At 72.8% G+C, this 21,375-nt stretch carries 19 protein-coding genes; 3 read left to right on the top strand and 16 right to left on the bottom strand.

Annotated elements, in window-relative coordinates; translation table 11 throughout:
- Window positions 1-109: 109 nt before the first annotated feature.
- The 5 genes from ACIGXO_RS20905 to ACIGXO_RS20885 form a co-directional block, all read right to left on the bottom strand.
- Window positions 110-1,801 carry a flavin monoamine oxidase family protein gene (locus ACIGXO_RS20905; RefSeq protein WP_399788738.1) on the bottom strand — a complete coding sequence of 564 codons (1,692 nt, stop codon included), beginning with the start codon at window positions 1,799-1,801 and terminating at the stop codon, window positions 110-112.
- A 125-nt stretch (window positions 1,802-1,926) separates the two neighbouring features.
- On the bottom strand, window positions 1,927-2,724 hold the full coding sequence (locus ACIGXO_RS20900; protein WP_399788735.1) for a carbon-nitrogen hydrolase family protein: 798 nt from the start codon (window positions 2,722-2,724) through the stop codon (window positions 1,927-1,929).
- A gap of 204 nt (window positions 2,725-2,928) precedes the next feature.
- The gene (locus tag ACIGXO_RS20895) at window positions 2,929-3,384 is read right to left on the bottom strand and encodes an Lrp/AsnC family transcriptional regulator (RefSeq protein ID WP_363258801.1); all 456 of its coding nucleotides are present in this window, start codon (window positions 3,382-3,384) and stop codon (window positions 2,929-2,931) included.
- Window positions 3,385-3,394: 10 nt separating this feature from the next.
- Window positions 3,395-4,876, bottom strand: a complete 1,482-nt coding sequence (locus ACIGXO_RS20890) for an amino acid permease (protein WP_399788731.1) — start codon at window positions 4,874-4,876, stop codon at window positions 3,395-3,397.
- A gap of 446 nt (window positions 4,877-5,322) precedes the next feature.
- Window positions 5,323-6,759, bottom strand: a complete 1,437-nt coding sequence (locus ACIGXO_RS20885; RefSeq protein WP_399788729.1) for a GuaB1 family IMP dehydrogenase-related protein — start codon at window positions 6,757-6,759, stop codon at window positions 5,323-5,325.
- A 275-nt stretch (window positions 6,760-7,034) separates the two neighbouring features.
- On the opposite strand from ACIGXO_RS20885, the gene ACIGXO_RS20880 reads away from it, so the two are divergent.
- Window positions 7,035-8,012, top strand: a complete 978-nt coding sequence (locus tag ACIGXO_RS20880) for a hypothetical protein (RefSeq protein WP_399788726.1) — start codon at window positions 7,035-7,037, stop codon at window positions 8,010-8,012.
- Window positions 8,013-8,047: 35 nt separating this feature from the next.
- Here the strand turns inward: ACIGXO_RS20880 and ACIGXO_RS20875 are convergent, their stop codons facing one another.
- On the bottom strand, window positions 8,048-8,464 hold the full coding sequence (locus ACIGXO_RS20875) for a hypothetical protein (RefSeq protein ID WP_399788723.1): 417 nt from the start codon (window positions 8,462-8,464) through the stop codon (window positions 8,048-8,050).
- A gap of 104 nt (window positions 8,465-8,568) precedes the next feature.
- Here ACIGXO_RS20875 and ACIGXO_RS20870 point away from each other — a divergent pair, with 104 nt between their 5' ends.
- Entirely contained in the window at window positions 8,569-9,018 is a 450-nt protein-coding gene (locus ACIGXO_RS20870; protein ID WP_399788720.1) for a GNAT family N-acetyltransferase, read from the top strand.
- A 49-nt stretch (window positions 9,019-9,067) separates the two neighbouring features.
- On the opposite strand, the gene ACIGXO_RS20865 is transcribed toward ACIGXO_RS20870, so the two are convergent.
- The 9 genes from ACIGXO_RS20865 to fmt form a co-directional block, all read right to left on the bottom strand.
- Complete coding sequence (locus ACIGXO_RS20865) at window positions 9,068-9,589, bottom strand: barstar family protein (protein WP_399788717.1); 522 nt, start codon at window positions 9,587-9,589, stop codon at window positions 9,068-9,070.
- Window positions 9,590-9,695: 106 nt separating this feature from the next.
- The gene (locus ACIGXO_RS20860; protein WP_399789663.1) at window positions 9,696-10,679 is read right to left on the bottom strand and encodes a sugar-binding transcriptional regulator; all 984 of its coding nucleotides are present in this window, start codon (window positions 10,677-10,679) and stop codon (window positions 9,696-9,698) included.
- Between the two features lie 239 nt (window positions 10,680-10,918).
- Window positions 10,919-11,602 carry a ribulose-phosphate 3-epimerase gene (gene rpe, locus ACIGXO_RS20855; RefSeq protein ID WP_363258794.1) on the bottom strand — a complete coding sequence of 228 codons (684 nt, stop codon included), beginning with the start codon at window positions 11,600-11,602 and terminating at the stop codon, window positions 10,919-10,921.
- A 41-nt stretch (window positions 11,603-11,643) separates the two neighbouring features.
- Entirely contained in the window at window positions 11,644-12,855 is a 1,212-nt protein-coding gene (locus ACIGXO_RS20850) for a M20 family metallopeptidase (RefSeq protein ID WP_399788714.1), read from the bottom strand.
- Window positions 12,852-14,279 (bottom strand): MFS transporter, encoded by a 1,428-nt coding sequence (locus ACIGXO_RS20845; protein WP_399788711.1) that lies wholly within the window; start codon window positions 14,277-14,279, stop codon window positions 12,852-12,854. The genes ACIGXO_RS20850 and ACIGXO_RS20845 overlap by 4 nt, the downstream gene beginning before the upstream one ends.
- Before the next feature lie 99 nt (window positions 14,280-14,378).
- Window positions 14,379-15,011, bottom strand: coding sequence for a TetR/AcrR family transcriptional regulator (locus tag ACIGXO_RS20840; protein ID WP_399788709.1), 633 nt, complete (start codon window positions 15,009-15,011; stop codon window positions 14,379-14,381).
- Window positions 15,012-15,209: 198 nt separating this feature from the next.
- On the bottom strand, window positions 15,210-16,637 hold the full coding sequence (locus tag ACIGXO_RS20835) for an RsmB/NOP family class I SAM-dependent RNA methyltransferase (protein WP_399788706.1): 1,428 nt from the start codon (window positions 16,635-16,637) through the stop codon (window positions 15,210-15,212).
- A gap of 42 nt (window positions 16,638-16,679) precedes the next feature.
- Complete coding sequence (locus ACIGXO_RS20830; RefSeq protein WP_399788703.1) at window positions 16,680-17,120, bottom strand: nuclear transport factor 2 family protein; 441 nt, start codon at window positions 17,118-17,120, stop codon at window positions 16,680-16,682.
- Window positions 17,121-17,225: 105 nt separating this feature from the next.
- Window positions 17,226-18,164 (bottom strand): methionyl-tRNA formyltransferase, encoded by a 939-nt coding sequence (gene fmt, locus ACIGXO_RS20825; protein WP_399788701.1) that lies wholly within the window; start codon window positions 18,162-18,164, stop codon window positions 17,226-17,228.
- 231 nt (window positions 18,165-18,395) lie between these two features.
- Between fmt and ACIGXO_RS20820 the strand changes: the two genes are divergently transcribed.
- Window positions 18,396-18,929 carry a hypothetical protein gene (locus ACIGXO_RS20820; RefSeq protein WP_399788698.1) on the top strand — a complete coding sequence of 178 codons (534 nt, stop codon included), beginning with the start codon at window positions 18,396-18,398 and terminating at the stop codon, window positions 18,927-18,929.
- Window positions 18,930-19,180: 251 nt separating this feature from the next.
- Here ACIGXO_RS20820 and ACIGXO_RS20815 read toward each other — a convergent pair whose 3' ends face one another.
- Window positions 19,181-21,331 (bottom strand): primosomal protein N', encoded by a 2,151-nt coding sequence (locus tag ACIGXO_RS20815; protein ID WP_399788694.1) that lies wholly within the window; start codon window positions 21,329-21,331, stop codon window positions 19,181-19,183.
- Window positions 21,332-21,375 lie beyond the last annotated feature (44 nt).

Here is a 21,375-nt window from a genome sequence, read left to right as displayed (position 1 = left end):
CCGCGGCCGCGGCGGCTCCCCCTGTCCCCTCCGTCCCCGAGTCCGGGCCCCGGCCGGACCGCGCCCGGCCGGGCGGTCGTCGGCCGGGCTCCGGATGGCCGTCGGGCGGTCAGTCCTCCGGCAGTTCGACCGGGGCGATCTCGTCGTACAGGTCGCCGGGGCCCGGGTTGGTGGCGTCCGTGCTGCCGCCGAAGTGGTGCATCACGCCCCACACGGCGTTCAGCGCGGTCTGCACGGCGCCCTCGGCCCAGCCGGCCGTCCAGGAGATGTCGTCACCGGCGAGGAAGATGCCGCGCTTGTCCTCGGGAAGGAGGTCCTGCATGAAGTGCGTGAACAGCCGGCGCTGGTAGCGGTAGTGCCCCGGCAGGTTGGCCTTGAACGCGCCCATGAAGTACGGCTCGTTCTCCCAGGACACGGTCACGGGGTTGCCGATGATGTGCTTGCGGATGTCGACCTTCGGATAGATCTCCGAGAGCGACTTCAGCATGACCTCCATGCGCTCGTTGGCGTCCAGCGGCAGCCACTTCAGGCTGTCGTCGCACCAGGTGTACGAGAGGCAGATGACGGCGGGCTCGTCGGGCCCGTTGTCGAGGAGGTAGGTGCCGCGGGTCATCCGGTCCGTCAGCGTCATCGACATGACGTCCCGTCCGGTGTCCTCGTCCTTGTCCAGCCAGAAGGGCCGGTCGACCGGCACGAAGAGCTTGGAGGACTCCATGTAGTGGGTGCGCTCCATCGCCGTCCAGTGGTCGATGGGGAACAGCGCGTCGTCGCACTCGATCTTTGACAACAGCATCCAGGACTGCGCGGTGAAGACGGCCGCCCGGTAGGTGCGGATGTCGCCGGAGGCGTCGGTGACGGTGATCCGGTTGCCGGCGGTGCGGTGCAGCCGGGTCACGGCGGGGCGCGGCGCGCCGTCGTGCAGCGAGGAGAGGGACGTGCCCTGGGCCCAGTGCACGATCTTCTCGGGCTCGCGCTCCCACAGGCGCAGCGGAAGCTGCTGGCTGCCGCCGACGATGCCGCGGTGGTGGTCGTCGGCCTCGGTGTAGACGACGCGGAGGATCTCCAGGATGGAGTTGGGGAAGTCGGTGTCCCAGCCGCCGGTGCCGAAGCCGACCTGCCCGAAGATCTCCCGGTGCCGGAAGGACTTGAAGGCGCTGGAGTCGCAGAGGAAGCCGTAGAAGGTCTGGTTGTCGAGCTTCTCGACCAGCTTGGACCAGATCTCGCGGATGCGCGGGACGTCGCGCTCACGGAGGGCCTGGTTCATGTCGGAGAAGTCCGCGCCCTCCTCCAGGCAGGCGTTCCAGGCGTTCATGACCTGGTGGTAGACCTCCGGCAGGTCGTCCACGGTGCGGGCGTAGTGCGACTCGCCCTTGAGGTCGACGACGGTGGAGGGGGTGTCGGGCGCGAGCGGGTTGGGGAACGGCTTGGTCGTAAGCCCCACCAGGTCGATGTAGTGCTGCAGCGCCGTGGAGGACGGCGGGAAGCGCATCGCGCCCATCTCGGCGGTGAGCGAGGGATCGCAGCCCTCGAAGCCGACGGTGCGCAGCCGGCCGCCGATCTGGTCCGCCTCGTAGACGACGGGCTTGAGGCCCATCTTCATCAGCTCGTAGGCGGTGACGATGCCGGAGAGGCCGCCGCCGATGACCGCGACCTCGGTGCCGTGCTCGGTCGCGGGTATCTGGCCCAGGCCCGCCGGGTGGGCGAGGAAGTCGTCGTACGCGAAGGGGAAGTCCGGTCCGAACATGGTGATCGGCGGCTGCGCGTCGGTGTGCTGGACGGCGGTGGGCACCGTGGACGTCATGGGGCGGGACTCCTTGCAGAAAACAGCGCGGAACAGCGCAAAACGCGGGGAAAAGGGCAGGCGGGGCCGGGCCGGGCGCGGTCGGGCCACGGTCGGCCGGGCGGTACCGGCCGGGACGCGGTGGGTCAGCCGAGTGAGCCGTACAGGTCCGGGCGGCGGTCGGCGAGGTAGGTATTGGCCTCGCGGGAGGCCGCGAGGAGGCCGGGGTCGACGTCGCCGAGGACCAGCTCCTCGCCGCGCCCGGCACGGGCCCGGACGACCCCGTCGGGACCGGCCAGCGTGGACAGTCCGACGAATTCGAACTCGCCTTCCTGGCCGACCCGGTTGACGTACGCCACGTACAGCTGGCTCTCGAAGGCGCGGACCGGGATCACCGACTCCGCGACGAACTGGTAGGGGTGCATCTGCGCGGTGGGCACGACCAGGAAGTCGGTACCGGCCAGCGCGTGCGCCCGGACGTTCTCCGGGAACTCCACGTCGTAGCAGATCATCAGGCCGATCCGGACGCCGTTCAGCTCGGCCTGGACGACGGGCGACTCGCCGGGCGTGAACCACTCGCGCTCGAAGCAGCCGAAGAGGTGCGTCTTGCGGTAGTTCGCGAGCCGGGTCCCGTCGGGGCCGATGAGCTGGACGGCGTTGTAGACCGCCGCGCCGTCGCGCTCCGGGTAGGCGTAGGCGACGGCGATGCCGTGCTCGGCGGCGATCCGGGCCACCTCGTCGGCGCTGTCGCCGTCGGCGGGCTCGGCCAGCCGGGGCACGTCCGCGCCGATCGCGTACCCGGTCAGGTACATCTCCGAGGTCACCAGCAGCCCGGCACCGGCCGCGGCGGCGTCCGCCGCGGCCCGCTCCAGCGCCTTGAGGTTGTACGCCACGTCGCCGGGCCGTCCCGAACTCTGGAGCAGGGCGGTGCGCAGCGAAGACATGGGACCCCTCGGATGATGCGTACGGCACGGGTGGTGCGTACGGGCTTTCGGAAGACGTCTAGACGGTACGGTCCGCGGCACAAGTGGTACAAGGCTGCACCATTGCGCTCCACGCACCGATTCGTTGCGTCTTCCGAGCCGCTCGCGGCGATTCGTTGCGCTCTCGCAGCGCGCCATGGCGCCCGGGGCCCAAAGGGCGGCGCGTCAGACCGGAGAGCCCGAGGAGAAGCGCCGCAGGAGGGGCGAGAGGACGAGTACGGACTTGGTCCGCTCGACGAAGTGCTCGCCGGCGATGCGCTCCAGGACGCGCTCGAAATGGCGCATGTCCGAGGCGAAGACCTGCACGATGGCGTCCGCCTCACCGGTCACGGTGGAGGCGGACGCCACTTCGGGATAGCGCGCGAGGCCGCGGTGGATGGCCTCGGGCGAGGTGTTGCGGCGGCAGTAGAGCTCGACGAAGCCCTCGGTCTCCCAGCCGAGCGCCGCCGGGTCCACCCGTACGGTGAACCCGGTGATGGCGCCCTGCTCACGCAGCCGGTCCACCCGGCGTTTGACGGCCGGGGCCGAGAGCCCGACCTCCTGACCGATGTCGGCGTAGGAGCGGCGGGCGTCCTCAGCCAGGGCGTGGACGATGCGTTCGTCGAGGTCGTTCAGTCGCACGGGGGGTGTTTCACTTCTCTGCGGTGGCCAATCGGGAGCGGCGCATGCCGTAAGCGAAGTAGAACACGAGACCCGCCACCATCCAGACTCCGAAGACCATCCACGTGACGGCGTCGAGGCTGCCCATCATCCAGATGCAGAGCAGGAAGCCGATCGCGGGGAAGAGCGGCGACAGCGGCGTGCGGAAGCTGCGCGGCATGTCCGGGCGGGTCTTGCGCAGCACGATGACCGCGATGTTGACCAGCGCGAACGCGAAGAGCGTGCCGATGCTGGTGGCGTCGGCCAGCTGGCCGAGCGGCACGGCGGCGGCCAGGATGCCGCAGAAGAGCGAGACGATCACGGTGTTGGCGCGGGGCGCGCCGGTCTTCGGGTGGACCTTGGAGAAGACCTTGGGCACCAGGCCGTCGCGGGACATCGCGAAGAGGATGCGGGTCTGGCCGTAGAGCACGGTCAGCACGACGGACGCGATGGCGACGACCGCGCCGAGCGCGAGCAGCACGGCCCAGAAGCCCTGGCCGGTGACGTCCTTCATGATCCCGGCGAGCGCGGCCTCGGTACCGGCGAACCGCTTCCACGGCAGCGCGCCCACGGCGACCGCCGCGACCAGGCAGTACAGCGCCGTGACGATCACCAGCGAGAGCATGATCGCGCGCGGCAGGTCGCGCTGCGGGTTCTTGGCCTCCTCGCCGGCCGTGGAGGCGGCGTCGAAGCCGATGTAGGAGAAGAAGAGCGTGGCGCCGGCGGCGCTGACGCCCGCCATGCCGAGCGGCATGAAGGGGGCGTAGTTCCCGGCGCGGATGCCCTGGAAGGCGACGCCGCAGAAGAGCAGCAGCGCGGCGATCTTCACCGCGACCATGATCGTGTTGGCCCGGGCGCTCTCCTTCGCGCCGCCCAGCAGGAAGGCCATCGCGAGCAGCACGACCAGGAGCGCGGGCAGGTTGAAGATGCCGCCGTCACCGGGCGGCGCGGCGATCGCGTCGGGGATGGTGAAGCCGAACGTGCCGGACAGCAGCTCATTGAGGTACTGCCCCCAGCCGACCGCGACCGCGGCCACGGAGACGCCGTACTCCAGGATCAGACACCAGCCGCAGATCCAGGCGACCAGCTCGCCGAGGGTGGCGTAGGCGTAGGAGTACGAGGAGCCGGAGACCGGGATGGTGCCGGCCAGCTCGGCGTAGGACAGCGCCGAGAAGAGCGCGGTGATGCCCGCGATCACGAACGAGATGATCACCGCGGGGCCGGCGTCCGGCACCGCCTCGCCCAGCACCACGAAGATGCCGGTGCCGAGCGTGGCGCCGATGCTGATCATCGTCAGCTGCCACATGCCCAGGGAGCGGCGCAGCGTACCGCCCTCCCCCTGACCACCTTCGGCGACCAGGCGTTCGACGGGCTTGCGCCGCATCAGCGCGCCGAGCGGCCCGGGACGGGACGGAGGCTGCTGCGGCTGGGGGTCGCTGCCCTCGCTGGGAGGGGCTGCGCCGTGGTCCAACACTGGGGTGGCTCCTTTATCGCTGCCGTTCCGGCGGCGGTGACCGGGGCGGCCCGTACACGGGCAGCATGAAGCAACCCGCACGGGAACCGCCGAGCGGACGGTCCCCGCCACTCCACGTAACTAACTTGCCTGACCTTAAGGCCCGCGCGTGACCTGCCGTAATGCGGGTTCTTTGCGCATGCGCGCATGATCCTTGCGCACGAAGCGGCAGAGCGGCCATTTGTTGCGCGCCCGGGGCGCGTTGGGGCCATGGATTCGAAGGAGAGACATTTCGGCCGGGCGGGCGGCCGTGTCCGGAAGTAATCGATCTCACGCGTCACCGCGGCCGGGAGGGAGGGCTCCGGCCCCCGGACCCGCCTCGCCCGCTCGCCGGAAAACGCGAACGGGCCCGGCCCCGCACGTCATGCGTGCGGGGCCGGGCCCTCAGGAACGACAGGACGCGTCGCCTACCAGCTGTTGTGCAGCGGCTTGCCCTCGGCGTAGCCGGCCGCGCTCTGCACGCCGACGACGGCCTTCTCGGCGAACTCCGCGAGGTTCGAGGCGCCCGCGTAGGTGCAGGAGGACCGCACGCCCGCGATGATCGAGTCGATCACGTCCTCGACGCCGGGACGGGCCGGGTCGATGAACATCCGCGAGGTGGAGATGCCCTCCTCGAAGAGGCCCTTGCGGGCCCGGTCGTACGCCGACTCCTCGCTCGTGCGGTTGCGCACCGCGCGCGCCGAGGCCATGCCGAAGCTCTCCTTGTAGAACCGGCCGTCGGCGGTCTGCTGGAGGTCGCCGGGCGACTCGTACGTACCGGCGAACCACGAGCCGATCATGACGTTGGACGCGCCGGCGGCCAGCGCCATGGCGACGTCGCGCGGGTGCCGCACGCCGCCGTCCGCCCAGACGTGCTTGCCGTACTTCTTGGCCTCGGCGGCGCACTCCAGGACGGCGGAGAACTGCGGGCGGCCCACGCCGGTCATCATCCGCGTCGTGCACATGGCGCCCGGGCCGACGCCGACCTTGATGATGTCCGCGCCGGCCTCGATGAGGTCGCGCACGCCGTCGGCGGCGACGATGTTGCCCGCGACGATCGGGACCTGCGGGTCCAGCGCCCGGACCGCCTTGACCGCGCTGATCATGGACTCCTGGTGGCCGTGCGCGGTGTCCACCACGAGGGTGTCCACGCCCGCGGCCAGCAGCGCCTTGGCCTTGCCCGCCACGTCGCCGTTGATGCCGACGGCGGCGGCGATGCGCAGCTTGCCGTCGGCGTCGGTCGCCGGGGTGTAGAGGGTCGCGCGCAGCGCGCCCTTGCGGGTCAGGATGCCGACCAGCTGGCCTTCCTTGTCGACCGCGGGGGCGAGCTTGCGGTTGGCGGCGTCGAGCTGGTTGAACGCCTCGCGCGGGTCGATGTCGGCGTCCAGGACCAGCAGGTCCTTGGACATGACCTCGGCGACCTGGGTGAAGCGGTCCACGCCGGCCAGGTCGTGCTCGGTGACGACGCCGATCGGGCGGCCGCCCTCGACGACGATGCCCGCGCCGTGCGCCCGCTTGGGCAGCAGGGACAGCGCGTCCGCGACGGTGGCGATCGGCGAGAGCACGATCGGGGTGTCGAGGACGAGGTGGCGCCGCTTGACCCAGCCGACGACGTCGGTGACGACGTCGATCGGGATGTCCTGGGGGATGACGACGAGGCCGCCGCGGCGGGCGACCGTCTCGGCCATCCGGCGCCCGGCGATCGCGGTCATGTTCGCCACGACCAGCGGGATGGTGGTGCCCGTGCCGTCCGGCGAGGAAAGGTCCACGCCCTGCCGGGAGCCGACCGCGGAGCGGTTCGGCACCATGAACACGTCGTCGTACGTCAGGTCGTACGGCGGCTTCGAATCGTTCAGAAATCGCATGCTAACTCTCTCACCTGCGGTTTTGCTTGGGTAGCGGGCGGGGAGTCAGCACCGGTCCGACAGCGGATACAGAGCGGCCAACAGCGGATCAGGCATCAAGCTCCTAGTACATCATCGCTGATCCGGTCAGCCGATGGCGACTCTTGAGGGCGGTTCTGTGGGTTCACCTGAGCGGCCCCGCCCACGGCTGTCGCTTCCGCCGAAATTCAGTGCTCACGACGGACGATACGGACTCGGTCATCGCGCGTAGAAGGTTCGGCCCCTAACGTTCCGCCATGGCCAAGAATCGAGTTGTTGCAACGGGTGTCGCGGGCGTGGGCGCCTGCGCCCTCCTGGTCACCATCGGCGCGCTGAGCGCCCATGGCGCTCAGGAAAGCAAGTGGCAGAAGGTCGGCGACGGGATGACCGGCGGCGTCAGCGGGATGGTCGTGGCCAAGGCCGCGGACGACCGCCTCGACCTGCTCGTGGCCCGGGACAACAAGGAATCCGGCCAGCCCCGGCTCTCGGCCGTACGGCTGGCGCCCGGCCACGCTCCCGCCGTCCGGGACCTGAAGTGGGCCGGTAGCGAGGTGCCCAAGGACCTGGAGTCGCTGGACGCCGTGCCCGGGCGGCCCGGCGAGTACACCACCGTGAGCAGCGGGGACAGCGGAAAGTTCCGTCCGACGGTGTACGACGTGAAGGTGAGCGGCGGTACGGCGACGGTCCGCTGGTCGGCGCCGCTGCCGGGCACCGAGAAGTACGCGGGCGACGACACGCAGAACTACGAGGCGTTCGCCGTGCACCGGGACCGGGCCACCGAGAAGTACGTGGCGGTCTGGGCCACGCGCGGCAGCAACGGCACCGCCTCCCAGGTGCGCAGCGCCGCCTTCGATCCGGCCGCGGCCGCCCCCGGCAAGGTCTTCGGGCACGTCAGCGACCCCGTGGCGTTCCGCGCGCCGTGGCCGGCGCAGGACGAGGTACGGCACATCAGCGACCTGAAGATCGCGTCGGACGGGACCGTGGTGCTCTCCGCGGCCCAGGACCCGAACAAGAACTCCGGCCCGTTCAGCTCCGCGGTGTACGAGGCCGGCCGGCTCGGTGTCGACAAGGGACGGCCCGCGCTGAAGCTGAGCAAGCCGGAAGAGGTGCGCCGCTACACCACGGAGGACAACCGCAAGATCGAGGCGGTCGCCCTGCTCCCCGACGGCGACCACGCCCTCTGGGGCACGGACGACGAGGACTTCGGCGGCTCGGTGCTGCGGGACCGCCTGTAGTCCTTCGATCCGGGGGTCGGGGCACCGCGGGAAAGCTACGAACTGGCGATCTCCTGCCGGAGTTGGCGGGTGAAACGGCGGAGGAGGTCCTCCGTCTCCCTGTGCTCGGCCCTGCGGTCGTCCCTGCCCTCGCTGGGCCGGGACTTCCAGACCCGGCGGGCGAGGGCGTTGGCGAGGTCGACGGTGTCGTCCTCGCACAGGAGGTAGAGGGCGGAGCGCGCTTCCTGCATCCGGCCCGCCAGCTCGTTGGCGCCGGCACCGTCGTCGCTCAGCCGGGCGTCCCGGAGGTAGTCGATCAGCTGAGTCACGGCGGTGTTGAAGCCGACCCCGGCCTTGAGCTTCTGTTCGCGCAGCCACATGCGGTCCTGCCGGCGGGCGGTGAACCACGCGCCGAACACCGCCCCTGTCAGGCCCAGTCCGGCACCGATGGCCACGGACAGCACGTTCTCCACGGTCGGCTCCCCCCTGCACACGGATCACGTCAGGCTAGTAGACGGCCGGGGTGGGCGGCCGCCGCGTTACCTGGGTGAAACGGCGTCTCGGCAGAATCCCGGGCATGAAGATCGAACAGGTGGCCTGGGACGACCCGGACGCCGCCGTCCTGCGGGCACAGCAGCGGACCGAGATCGCCGAGATCTACGGGACCCCGGACAGCGAGCCCGGTGTCCCGCCCTCGGCGGCGGACATCACCGCGTTCTTCGTGGCGTACGAGGACAACGGCATACCGGTGGGCTGCGGCGGCCTGCGCGACCTCGGCGACGGAATCGGCGAGGTCAAGCGGATGTACGTCCTGCCGGACCGGCGCGGCTCCGGCGCCGCGGCCGCCGTGCTGCGGGCCCTGGAGGAGTGGGCGCGCGCCCGGGGCTGGACCCGCCTCCGCCTGGAGACCGGCGACCGGCAGCACGCCGCGGTCCGCTTCTACACGCGCTCCGGATACACCCGCATCCCCAACTTCGGGGCGTACGCGGGGGTCGCGGCCTCGTGGTGCTTCGAGCGGGTGCTGTAACCGTCCAGTACGGGCGCGGACTCCTGGCGGCGGGCCTGCGGCGCACCTCCTACGTGCGGGCCCGCGCCGTGCCGCCCGCGTCGCGGGTCAGCAGTACGGCCAGCCCGGTGTCCGTGTCGCGCCAGTGCGCCACCGCGTCGGCGAGGACCGACTCGGCCACCCGCCACTCCGCCGGCTCGGCCGCCGCGTAGCCCTGCCAGGCCCTGACGACCAGCAGCCGGCCGCCGTGCTCCGCGGGCCACCAGGAGAGGTCGCCGAGGCAGTCGGCGAGCGCGTCCCAGTTCCGCCCGAACCAGGACGGCAGCCGCAGCGCCTCGGCGGCGCGCGTCATGAACTCCGCCTTGTCGGCGACGCCCTCGAGGTCGAGGACGGTGCCCTGCCAGCCCGCGGTCAGCGCGGCGTCCAGCGCTTCCTGCACGGGCCGGCCGGCGGGCCAGGACAGCACGCCGGGCGGCGTCCGCCCGTCGAGCACCGCGGCCAGCGGCCTGGGCACGCCGTCGGGCGCGGGGCCGGGGGCGCCGGCACGCCGGCCGGCACCCGCCTGGCCGGGGACTCCGGGGGAATCTGGCATGCCGCGATGCTGTCACAGCCCCGGCCGCCGCGCCGGACGAACGGCCTCCGTACGGCGGACGCCGGATGCGGGTGGCGTCGGGAGTCCCGGTGTCAGGAGTCCCGGTTCAGGAGTCCGGGTCCGCGCGGTCCAGGGCCGGGCGCGGGCCCGGAGTGGCCTCCAGGAGGAGGTGGTCGGCCGCTGCGGTGTCCGTGACCAGGCTCGTGACCAGGCCGGACTTCAGGACCGAGCCGATCGCGTGCGCCTTGCGCCGGCCGCCGGCGATGGCGATCACCTCGGGGATGCGGCGCAGCCGGTCGGCCTCGACCGTGATGCAGCGCTCCCCCAGGTCACGGCCGATACGCCGGCCCTCGCCGTCGAAGAGGTGCGCGGACATCTCCGCGGCGGCGCCGAGCGAGGCGTAGTGCTCGCGCTCGTCCTCCGAGAGCATGTCGTACACCGTCGAGATACCGGGCGCCCAGGAGCCGATGGACACGCAGGCGACGGTGACCTTGTCGAAGTAATCAAACGCCCGCGCGATACCCGTCTGGCCGCGCAGCGCTGCCGCTGTGGCCGAATCCGGCAGCAGCATCGGCGCATAAATGGGGTGCGCCTCGCCGCCGGAGACGTCGGCGGCGCGGCGGACCGCCTCCACCGAGCCGCTGTCGGCGGTGCCCGCGTCGTACACACCGGTCAGCTGGACGACCGTGCACGGCGGCAACCGGTGCAGGGCCGACGCCATGTGGATCGTCGAGCGGCCCCAGGCGATGCCGAGCACATCGCCCTCGGCGACCAGCTCACCGAGCAGGTCGGCGGCGACGTCGCCGAGGTTCTCCGGATCCGGCGCGTCGTCGGAGTCGGCGGCCGACTCCACGACGACGGCGTGCCGCAGGCCGTAGCGGGCCCGGAGCGCGTCCGAGCGCTCGGCGTCCAGCTCGGCCGGGACGCGGATCTCGATCCGTACGAGGTCACGCTCCAGCGCCGTTTCCAGCACCCGCGCGACCTTGAAACGGCTGACGCCGAACTCCTCGGCAATCTGGATCTTGGACTTGCCCTCGAGATAGAACCGGCGGGCCATGGCCGCAGCCTGCACCAGCTCGGCGGGGCCCATCCCGGAATGTGGGCGGCTGGCAACCACGAAATTCTCCCCTACTGCGCACCTGATCGACTCTGCGGTCATCCTTCCAGAAACCCGAGGTCGCCGTGGGCCATGACCCTTCGGCCCGCGATGAACGCTGCGTGGCCACGAGGTCAATCCCCGCCGCCCCGGGTGGGGGCCGCGCCTGCGCACGGCCCCGGCCGCACCTTCGCGCGACAACGGCCACGCGTCAGCGCGACCCGGCGGCCGCGTCAGTGCGCGCAGCCCCAGCCCGCCGCCGCGGTCGCGGCGTCGGCCTTGTCCCGCAGCGAACGCACGGCCTTCGCCGGGTCCTCGGCGCCGTACACCGCGGAGCCCGCGACGAAGACGTCGGCGCCCGCCTCGGCGCAGCGCTCGATCGTCTTGTCGGAGACCCCGCCGTCCACCTGCAGCCACATCTCCAGACCGTGCTTGGCGATCAGCGCGCGGGTGCGGCGGATCTTCGGAAGCATGATGTCCAGGAACGCCTGCCCGCCGAAGCCCGGCTCAACCGTCATGATCAGCAGCATGTCCAGCTCGGGCAGCAGGTCCTCGTACTGCTCGATGGGCGTGGCGGGCTTCAGCGCCATCGAGGCCCGCGCGCCCTTGGCCCGGATCTCCCGCGCGAGGCGGACCGGCGCGGCCGCGGCCTCGGCGTGGAAGGTGACCGAACCCGCACCGGCCTCGACGTACTGCGGCGCCCAGCGGTCCGGGTCCTCGATCATCAGGTGGCAGTCGAGGGGGGTGTCGGTCGCCTTCCGCAGCGACTCCACGACGGGAACGCCGAGCGTCAGATTGGGCACGAAGTGGTTGTCCATGACATCGACATGGAGCCAGTCAGCGCCCTCGACGGCCTTCGCCTCCTCGGCGAGACGGGCGAAGTCGGCGGACAGAATGCTGGGGTTGATCAAGGCCATGACACCAGTATGTCGTGACCGCGCCGACAACCATAAGCGGGTCAAGGACGCGGGCCCGCCGCGCCCTCCGGCACGCGCTCCCGGGCGGCGGCGCGACGCCCCGCGTCGGCGAGCAGCCGCGCGCGGTGTCCGGGGTCCGCGGCCAGCGAGACGCCCGTCCAGGCCATGGCGACGGCGCCGTCCAGAACCGCGCGGTCGGCGCCCTCGGAGGTGCCGGCGGCGGCGAACTCGGGGGTGTGCTGCCGGGCGCCGCCGGTGTCGTAGCCGATCATCGGGTGGATCGTCGGCAGCAGGTGCGAGACGTTGCCCATGTCGGTGGAGCCGGTGCGCTCCGGCGCACGCCCGACGGTACGCCCGAGGGCCTCGGCGGCACCCGCGTACAGCTCGGCCACCGCCGTGTCCTGCCGCAGGTCCGCGAAGTCGTGCCCGTGCGGCTCCATGTGCAGCTCGGTGCCGGTGGCCAGCGCGCCCGCCTCGAAGCAGGCCCGTACCCGCTCCTGGAGGGCGCGCAGCGACTCCATCGTGGGCGAGCGCACCTCGTACCGGGCGGCGGTCCGGGCGGGGATGACGTTGGCGGCCTGGCCGCCGTCCGTGATGATGCCGTGCACGACGCTCTCCGGGGGCAGCTGCTGGCGCAGCAGGCCGAGCCCGGTCTGGGCCACGGTGAGCGCGTCCAGGGCGTTGCGGCCCTCCCAGGGAGCGGCGGCGGCGTGCGCCGGGCGTCCGGTGTAGGCGATGTTCCAGGAGCCGATGGCCAGCGAGCCGTTGCCCACGGTGTCGGCGTCGTTCGCGTGCACCATCATCGCGACGGCCACGTCGTCGAAGAGCCCGTCCTCGATCATGTACACCTTGCCGCCGCCGTCCTCCTCCGCCGGGGTGCCGAGCAGCTTGACGGTGATGCCGAGGCCGTCGGCGACCTCGCCGAGCGCGAGGGCCGCGCCGAGCGCCGCCGCCCCGTTGACGTTGTGCCCGCAGGCATGGCCCATGCCCGGCAGCGCGTCGTACTCGGCACACACGCCGATGACCAGGTCACCGCTGCCGCGTACCGCGGTGAAGGCGGTGTCCAGCCCGGCCACGCGGCGCTCGACGGTGAATCCGGCCCGCTCGGCGAGCCCGGCCAGCGCGGCCGCCGAGCGGTGCTCCTCGAAGGAGAGCTCGGGGTCGGCGTGCAGCTGGTGGCTGAGGCCGAGCAGCTCCTGCCGCCGGGACTCGGCGGCGTCGCGCGCGGTGCGGTGGTGGGCGGTGAGCTTCACTGGTGCACTCCTTCGGGGACGGTGGCGGACGGGGCGGCGGACGCGGCGGGGCGCAGCTTCAGGACGGCGAGCGCGGCGGCCAGCCCGGCGGCGGCGCACAGCGCCCAGCCGGTGGTGTAGCCGCCGAGGGCGACCCGGCCGCCGTCGGTGGCGTACGCGGCGAGCGCGGCGCCGAGTACCGCGGACCCGACGGCGGAGCCCAGCGACAGCACGAGCTCGTTGACGCCGGCCGCGGTCGCGGTGTCCTCCGGGGCTACGGCCTCGACGGTCAGGGTGCGGGTCGCGGACTCGAAGAGCCCCAGCGCGGCACCGACGAACAGGGACGCGATCAGGTAGTGGGCCAGGCCGGTGTGACACACGAAGAGGAAGCCGAAGCCGAGCAGCGTCGTGGCGCCGGCCGCGGCCACGGTGACGCGCTCCCCCAGCCTGCGCAGCAGTACTGGGGTGAGGGCCGAGGTGGCCACGCTGGCGAGCGTCATCGGGAGCAGCGCCCAGCCGATGGCGGTGGCGTTCAGCCCGATGCCGTAGCCCACCGCCCGCGGCGAGGCGCCGAGGAAGGTCGCGTTGACGGCGATCGAGCCGATCGTGGCCGCCGAGACGAAGAAGGTCACCACGCTGAGCACGGCCACCCGCGGGTTGCGGAACATCCGTACGTCCACGAGCGGCTGCGCCACCCGCAGCTCCAGCGCCCACCAGCCGGCCAGCGCCACGATGCCCACCAGCCCGCAGCCCACGGTCGCGGCCGAGGTCCAGCCCCAGGCGGCGCCCTGCGCCAGCGCGACCACCACGCCGACCAGCCCGGCGGTGAGCAGGACGAAGCCCGGTACGTCGAAGCGCCGGGCCCCGGCCGCCGGTGTCGCGCCGTCCGGCAGCAGGAACCCGGCGGCCAGCCCCAGTACGCCCGCGCCCACGCCGATCCACAGGCCGAGCCGGGCGTCGTGCGCGCCGACCGCGCCGGAGACGATGCCCGCACAGCCGACGGCCAGCAGCAGCGCGCCGACCAGTACGCCGATGCCGCGCCGCGAGGCGGCCTCGCCCTGCTGGTGGCGGAGTACGCCGATCATCAGCGGCATGAAGCCGACCACGCCGCCCTGAAGGGCCGCGCCGAGCGTCAGGAAGGGGAGCGTGGGGCGCAGCGCCATGACCAGCGAGCCGAGCACGACCATGACGATCGAGGCGCGGAGCAGCCGCCGGTAGCCGAAGCCGTCGCCGAGCCGGGAGAGGACCGGGGTGAGCACGGCGCAGCTCGCCATCTGCACCACGATGATCCAGTTCTGCTGCGCGGTGCCGATTCCGGCCTGTGCGCCCAGCCCGGGCAGGATCGGCGGCAGGTACTGCTGGGTGGCGCCGCTGGCGACCTCGACGAGGGCCATGGAGGCGAGCATGGTGCGGGGGCCGAGCGGGGGCATGCTTGATCTGCTCATGACAGACACCTCGGTTCGGAGGGATGCGGTACGCGTACGAGGGCAGGCCGGAGGAACGGCCCGCCTGCGGAGGCGTACCGAGAAGGGGAATGCCGTGGGTTACGGAGCGGGGTCGGGGGCGTCCGGCGCCGGGAGGCGCGGTACGCACCCGGACAGCGCCAGCTCGACCATGGCGTCGGCCTGCGAGTCGAGCAGCGCGTCCGAGCGGACCTCGGTACGGAACATCACCGTGCCCGACCACATGTCGATCAGCAGGTCCACGTCGATGTCCGCCGGCAGGTCGCCGCGGGCCACCCCGCGCTGGACCGCGGCGCGCGCGAACTGCCGCCGCGGGCCCAGCACTTCGGTACGGAAGCGGTGCAGCACGGCCGGGTCGCCGATGGTCGCCCACAGGGAGGACAGCAGCCTGCCGCGGCTCTCCCCCACGTCCCGCACGATCTGCGCGAAGAGCTCGCGCATCTCGGCGCGGGTGTCCCCGAGGTCGGGGATGTGGTCGACCTGGGCGTTCCGGATGAGCAGCTCGCCGACGAGCGCGGACTTGTTGGCCCAGCGGTTGTAGACCGTCTTACGGGTGACGCCGGCCCGGGCCGCGACCTTCTCGATCGTCAGCTCCTGATAGCCCAGCTCCTCCAGGAGCCCGGCCGCCGCGTCCAGGACCTTGCCGTCCACCTCGGGGTCTTTGGGACGGCCGCCGCGGGCTGCTTCGGTCTTCGGGGTACGACGCGAACTCATGGTGCACTCCGCAGCGGCAAGGGGAGAGAGGCCGGCGGATCCCCGCCGACAGGGCAACAACGTACGACGGGCCACCCACCCGGTCAATACTTCAACGGAAACACTCTGTTCCCGATCATCGGCCGAGCCTCTCCCCGCCCGGCCGCTTACCCTTCCCAGTTAGGGGTCAGAGCGTTCCCTAACTCCCACTCCGCCGTCTCACGCCGCGCGGCGCAGCAGCGCCAGGTACATGGCGTCCGTACCGTGCAGATGCGGCCAGAGCTGGACGTCCGGGCCGTCGCCGAGGGCCGGCACGCCGGGCATCAGCGGCCGGGCGTCGATGAACTCGGCGGCCACGCCCTGCTCCTTCAGCACGTCGTCGACGACCGCGCGGGTCTCCGCCGGATGCGGCGAGCAGGTGGCGTACCCGACGACCCCGCCGACCCGTACGGCCCGCAGCGCCTGCCGCAGCAGGTCCCGCTGGAGCGGCGCGAAGCCGTCCAGGTCCTCGGGGCGGCGGCGCCAGCGCGCCTCCGGGCGGCGGCGCAGCGCGCCCAGGCCCGTGCACGGCACGTCCACCAGTACCCGGTCGAAGGAGCCGGGCCGCCAGACCGGACGCGTACCATCCGCGGCGATCACCTCGTACGGCCCGGGATTGCCCGCGAGCGCCCGCGCGACCAGCCGCGCGCGGTGCGGCTGCTTCTCCGCGGCGAGCAGCGCGGCACCGCGCTCGGCGGCCAGCGCGCCCAGCAGCGCCGCCTTGCCGCCGGGCCCCGCGCAGGCGTCCAGCCAGCGCGCGTCGGACCCGTCCACCGGCGCACCGGCCAGGGCGAGCGCCACCAGCTGGCTGCCCTCGTCCTGCACGCCCGCACGGCCCTCCCGTACGGCGTCCAGCGCGCCCGGCTCACCGCCCTCGGTGAGCCGCACCGCGTACGGCGACCAGCGCCCCGGCAGCCCGTTCTCCTCGCCGACCGCGTCGAGCAGCTCCTCGGGGGTGGACCGGCCGGGCCGGGCGACGAGCGTCACCTCGGGCCGCTCGTTGTCCGCCTCCAGCAGGTCCTCGATCCCGGCCCGGCCGCCGCCCAGCGCGTCCCACAGCGCCGAGACGACCCACCGCGGATGCGAGTGCACGACCCCGAGGTGATCCTCCGGATCCTCGTCGTACGGCGGCGCGACCCGCTCCAGCCACTCGTCGAGATCATTCGCGGCGATCTTCCGCAGCACGGCGTTGACGAACTTCGCCCGTCCGTCCCCGAGCACGACCCGCGCCAGCTCCACGCTGGCGCTGACCGCGGCGTGCGTGGGAATCCGCGTGCCGAGGAGCTGATGCGCGCCCAGGCTCAGGACATCCAGCACCGGCGGGTCGACCTCGCGCAGCGGCCGGTCCACGCACGCCGAGATGATCTCGTCGTACGTGCCCTGCCGGCGCAGCGTCCCGTAGACCAGCTCGGTCGCCAGCGCGGCGTCACGCGCGTCGAAGTCCCCCTTCTCCCGCGCCTTGCGCAGCAAGGGCGGCAGGACGAGGTTCGCGTACGCGTCCCGCTCGTCGACCGCGCGCAGGGCCTCGAACGCGAGGATGCGTACGGGGTCCTTCTTCGGCCTCCGATGGGGCTTGCTGCCGGGACGACGACGAGGCTGGTCGCTCACGAGAAAGGTGCTCCGCTGCTGACGAGGACGAATTCCCCCAGCCTACCGCCGCAGCAGATCCCCCCAGCCGCCCTGGATCATGGTCTGGAACGCCCACACCCCGTCCCGTTTCACCAGCACATCGGCATACCGCACGGCCTGCGACCGCCCGTCGACGGTGAACACGGCGTCCGTGAAGACGACGGCGAGCGACGCACTCAGGAAGTGCGGCGTCCGCACCGACTCGAACGACACGTCCTCATCCCCGCCCATCACCTCGCGCATCGTCCGCACGAACTCGGCCCGGCTCCACTGCCCGGTCCAGGCGTCGCCCTTCGAGTCATCGCTGACGAGATTGAGCGGAAAGACGGCCATGTCCGCCATCCCCTCGACGTCCGCCTCGGCGCTCAACGCGTCGTACCGCGCGAACCACTCCTCCACCCCGCGCAGATCCTCCTCGGTCGGCGCATACGCCCCCGCCTCGGGCACCACGAACTCCGCCATACGACCGTCCCCCTCTAATCAAACTTGACTACTTCCCGGCCAGTTAATACCCGACCTCCCACTCGTCAAACTTGATTAATGGTGGTGCTCCCCCGTGAACGTTCCTCAGTCCCCGAGCCGCTCCCCGGCCTCGATCCGCACGCCACGCGCCCAGTCCGCCGCCGCCATCGGCTTCTTGCCCTGCGGCTGCACCCACTGGAGCTGCACCGCGTGGCTGCCGGTCCCCACGAAGACGGCCTTCTTCGTGGCCGCGATCTCGCCGGGCGCCAGCTCCAGATCCGTACGGTCGGGCACCGGCGTCAGCGACATGACCTTCAGCCGCTCGCCCCGGAAGAGCGTCCAGGCACCGGGCGCGGGGGCGCAGCCGCGGACCACCCGGTCCACCCGCAGCGCGGGCGCCGACCAGTCGATCTTCGCGTCCTCGACCTCGATCTTCGGCGCGAGCGTGATGCCCTCGGTCGGCTGCGGCACCGCCTGCAGCGTGCCGTCCTCGATACCGTCCATGGTCGCGGCCAGCAGCCCGGCTCCGGCGAACGCCAGCCGGGTCAGCAGATCGCCACTGGTGTCCGTCGCCCGGACCTCTTCGGTCAGCACCCCGTACACGGGCCCCGAATCCAGCCCCTCCTCGATCCGGAACGTCGAAGCGCCGGTCACCTCGTCACCCGCCAGCACCGCGTGCTGGACCGGCGCCGCGCCACGCCACGCGGGCAGCAGGGAGAAGTGCAGGTTCACCCACCCGTGCGCGGGAATCTCCAGCGCGGACTTCGGAAGCAGCGCTCCATAGGCCACGACCGGGCAGCAGTCGGGCGCGATCTCGCGCAGCCGCGCCTGGAAGTCCTCGTCGCGCGGCCGGGCGGGCTTGAGCACCTCGATGCCGGCCTCCTCGGCGCGCTGCGCGACCGGGCTGGCGACGAGCCGGCGGCCGCGCCCGGCCGGGGCGTCCGGCCTGGTCACAACGGCCACCACCTCATGCCGGTCCGACGCGATCAGGGCGTCAAGGGCGGGCAGGGCGACCTCGGGGGTGCCGGCGAAGACGAGCCTCATGGGTGGCGTACTACCTCTCAGCGCTGCGGAAAGACACACCAGTCTATGGGGCGTCAGGACCGGGGGCGTACGGGTTACCGCGCGCCCCAGCTGAAAGCTCGTACGCCCCCATACCGTGACCCCACCCGGCGCTGCCGCGTTGGTCAAACGACATTGACCACACCGGACCGCTGACCCGGTCCACGCAATTCTTCGTTCATCCGTTTCAACGCCGGTTCGAGAGGCTTGTTCATGGCCGACCACGCAACCCACGACGCCCAGGCACGCGCCAGTCTCCATCTACTGGTGCGGGACATCGAGCGGGTCCGCCGGCAGGTGGACGCACTGCGCACGCTCACCGCACAGCTCGGCAACGTCTACCGTCCGCGGCGCACCGGCCCGTCCACGGGCTTCGTCGTGTACGGACGCGCCCCGGCACCCACGGTGCGCCTCGCCCAGGAGCTGCGGGACAGCGTCGAAACGCTCGTCACGGCCGCGGTCGACTTCGACCGTTCGCTCGGCTTCTCGTGGGACGCGGTGGGTTCGGCGCTCGGCGTCACCAAGCAGGCGGTCCACCGCCGTTACGGCGCCCGCCGCGCCACCACCCAGCCCCCGGCGGACACCCAGGACACCCCCCGCCCGACCGACACCGCGGCCTCCCGCACGGTCTCCGTGGCCCCGGCCCCCACCCCGTCGGTCCCCGCCGCCCGCACCATGCCGTCCCAGCCCCAGGTCCCCCAGCAGGACCCCCGAGCCGGCGCTTTCCCCAGCCCCCGCAACGGCTGACCGGTACACCTGCCTGAGCCTCGTACGCACGCCGACGCCCTACGAGGCACACCACAACGCACCGCATCCTTCCCCACCACGGGAGGGGGCGGGCCGCAGCGGGTGGGTGTTCGGACGTAAAGCGAAGCAGTCCGAACACCCACCCGCGGAGGCCCGTCACCGCACCCAGTACAACCCAAGCCCGTCCGGCGCTTGAGGACACCGTCACCGGGGCGCACCCCGACGAAACCGCACCGCTGGGGCACCAGCGCTCACCCCAGGTCCAGCGGGTCCACCCGCAACCGCACCGCACCCCCCTCCCTCCGCACCATCCGAGCAGCCCAAGCGGCCTTCAGGGCGCCCACCATCGCCGCCCCCTCCCCCGGGGGAACCCGGACCAGCACCCGCTCCCACGCCTCGCCCACCGGCGGCTCCCCCGCCCGCCGCGGGCGCCCTCCCGCACCGGCCGGTTCCGGCACCGGAACCGGCCCCAGCACCTCGGCCGAGGACGGCAACGCAGCCCCCCTGACCAGCTCGGCCACATCCTCCGGACGCCCCGCGACCGACGCCATCCGCGACACCGGCGGAAACCCGAGCTCCGCCCGCTCGGCGAGCTCCCGGACCGCATGCCCCACGGGATCCCACCGCACCAGCGCCTGCACGGGCCGCAGCGTAGGCTCCCCGGTCACCACGACGACGCCCCCGTCCTCAGCGCCGCGCACCAGCGCGCCCGCACCGAGCCAGCGCCGCAGCGCCTCCTCCCCCGCCCGCAGATCGGGCCGGTTCAGCAACGCCCACCCGTCCAGCAGCAGCGCGGCGGCGTAACCACCCGCCGCGACCGGCTCCGCGCCGGGCGTGGAGACGACGATCGCCGGCCGGTCCGGCACCGTATCCAGCACATGATCGCGGCCGGACGTCCGCACCGGTACGCCCGGAAACGCCCGCCCCAGCTCCTCCGCCGTCCGCCGCGCGCCCACGACCTGGGCACGCAGCCGCGCGTGCCCGCACTCCGTGCAGTGCCAGTCCGGCGCGGCCGTACCGCACCAGCCGCAGCACAGCGCGCTGTCCTGGTCCGGCGCCTCCAGCGGCCCCGCGCAGTGCCGGCAGCGCGCCGGCTCACGGCACCGCGCGCAGGCCAGCCGCGGCACGTATCCCCGCCGGGGCACCTGGACCAGTACCGGACCGCGCGCCAGTCCGGCGCGCGCGGTCTGCCAGGCGAGCGACGGCAGCCGCGCCGCGCGCGCGGCCTCGTCGCGCGCCGTCTCCGCGTCCCCGATCGTGCGGACCAGCGGCGCCGCCGCGCGCACCTGGTCGCGCCCCGCCTCCAGGGAGCGCGCCCAGCCGTTCTCCACGAGCTGCGCGGCCTCGACCGTGCGCCCGAGATCGCCGATCAGGCACGCCGCCTTCTCATGCACCGCCCGCAGCAGCAGGACGTCCCGGGCGTGGGGGTAGGGCGCGTGATCGTCACTGTGCGCGGTGTGCCCGTCGTCCCAGATGGCGACGAGTCCCAGATCGGCCACCGGTGCGTACATCGCCGCGCGCGTCCCCACGACGGCCCGCACCGCGCCCCGGCGTATCGAAAGCCAGCGGCGGTACCGCTCCTCGGGCCCGGAGTCCGCCGTCAGCAGCGTATGCATCCCGCGCCCCACCAGCTCGGTCAGCGCCACGTCCACCCGGGCGGCCGACCGCCCGTCGGGCAGCACGACCAGCGCGCCCCGCCCCGACGCCAGCGTCGCCGCCATCGCGGCGGCCAGCTCCCACGGCCAGTGCGGCCCGGGCAGCGCGGTCCACACGGCACGGGGCGAGCCGCCGCCCGCCAGTGCCTCGATGAACCCGGGCCCGTCCGGATACCGCTCCCAGCTGGCGAGCGCGGGCACCGCGGGCGGGGGCGGCGGCGCCGGGAAGCGCTCCGCCTCGGCCTTGGCGTGCCGCGGCGGGATGGCCAGCTGCAGTACATCGGCGAGCGAGCCGGCGTACCGGTCGGCCACCGCGCGGCACAGCGCCAGCAGCGGCGGGCTGAGCACCGGCTCCGGGGAGACGACCTGGGCGAGGGCCGCCAGCGGGCCCCTGTAGTCGGACTCGGCGATGCGCTCGACGATGTACCCGTCGAGCAGGCCGCCGCCCTCGCGCCGGCCCTCGCGCACCCGGCTCGTCCCCGCGCCGAACCGGACCCGGACCCGGACGCCGGGCTGCGCCTCCTCGTCCATCCCGGCGGGCACCGCATAGTCCCAGAGCTTGTCCAGATGCACCGGGCCCTTGTCCACCAGGACCCGGGCCACCGGCCGGTCCTTGGCCAGCTCGGCGCCGCGCCAGGTCCGCGGCCTGGCCTTCGGCGCCTTCTTCTTGGCCTCCCGCACGGTCTCCCGGATCAGGGCCAGCTGCTCCCCCTGCTCCCCGGCCCCCGCCCCGTTCTCGCTGCTCACACCCTCAGTCTTAGCAGACCGCACTGACATCGCCCGCGGCCCGC

This window comes from Streptomyces sp. NPDC053542 (assembly GCF_044544685.1).
GTDB lineage: Bacteria > Actinomycetota > Actinomycetes > Streptomycetales > Streptomycetaceae > Streptomyces.
Note: the sequence above shows the minus strand (reverse complement) of the source record. Positions and strands in the feature narration are given on the sequence as shown.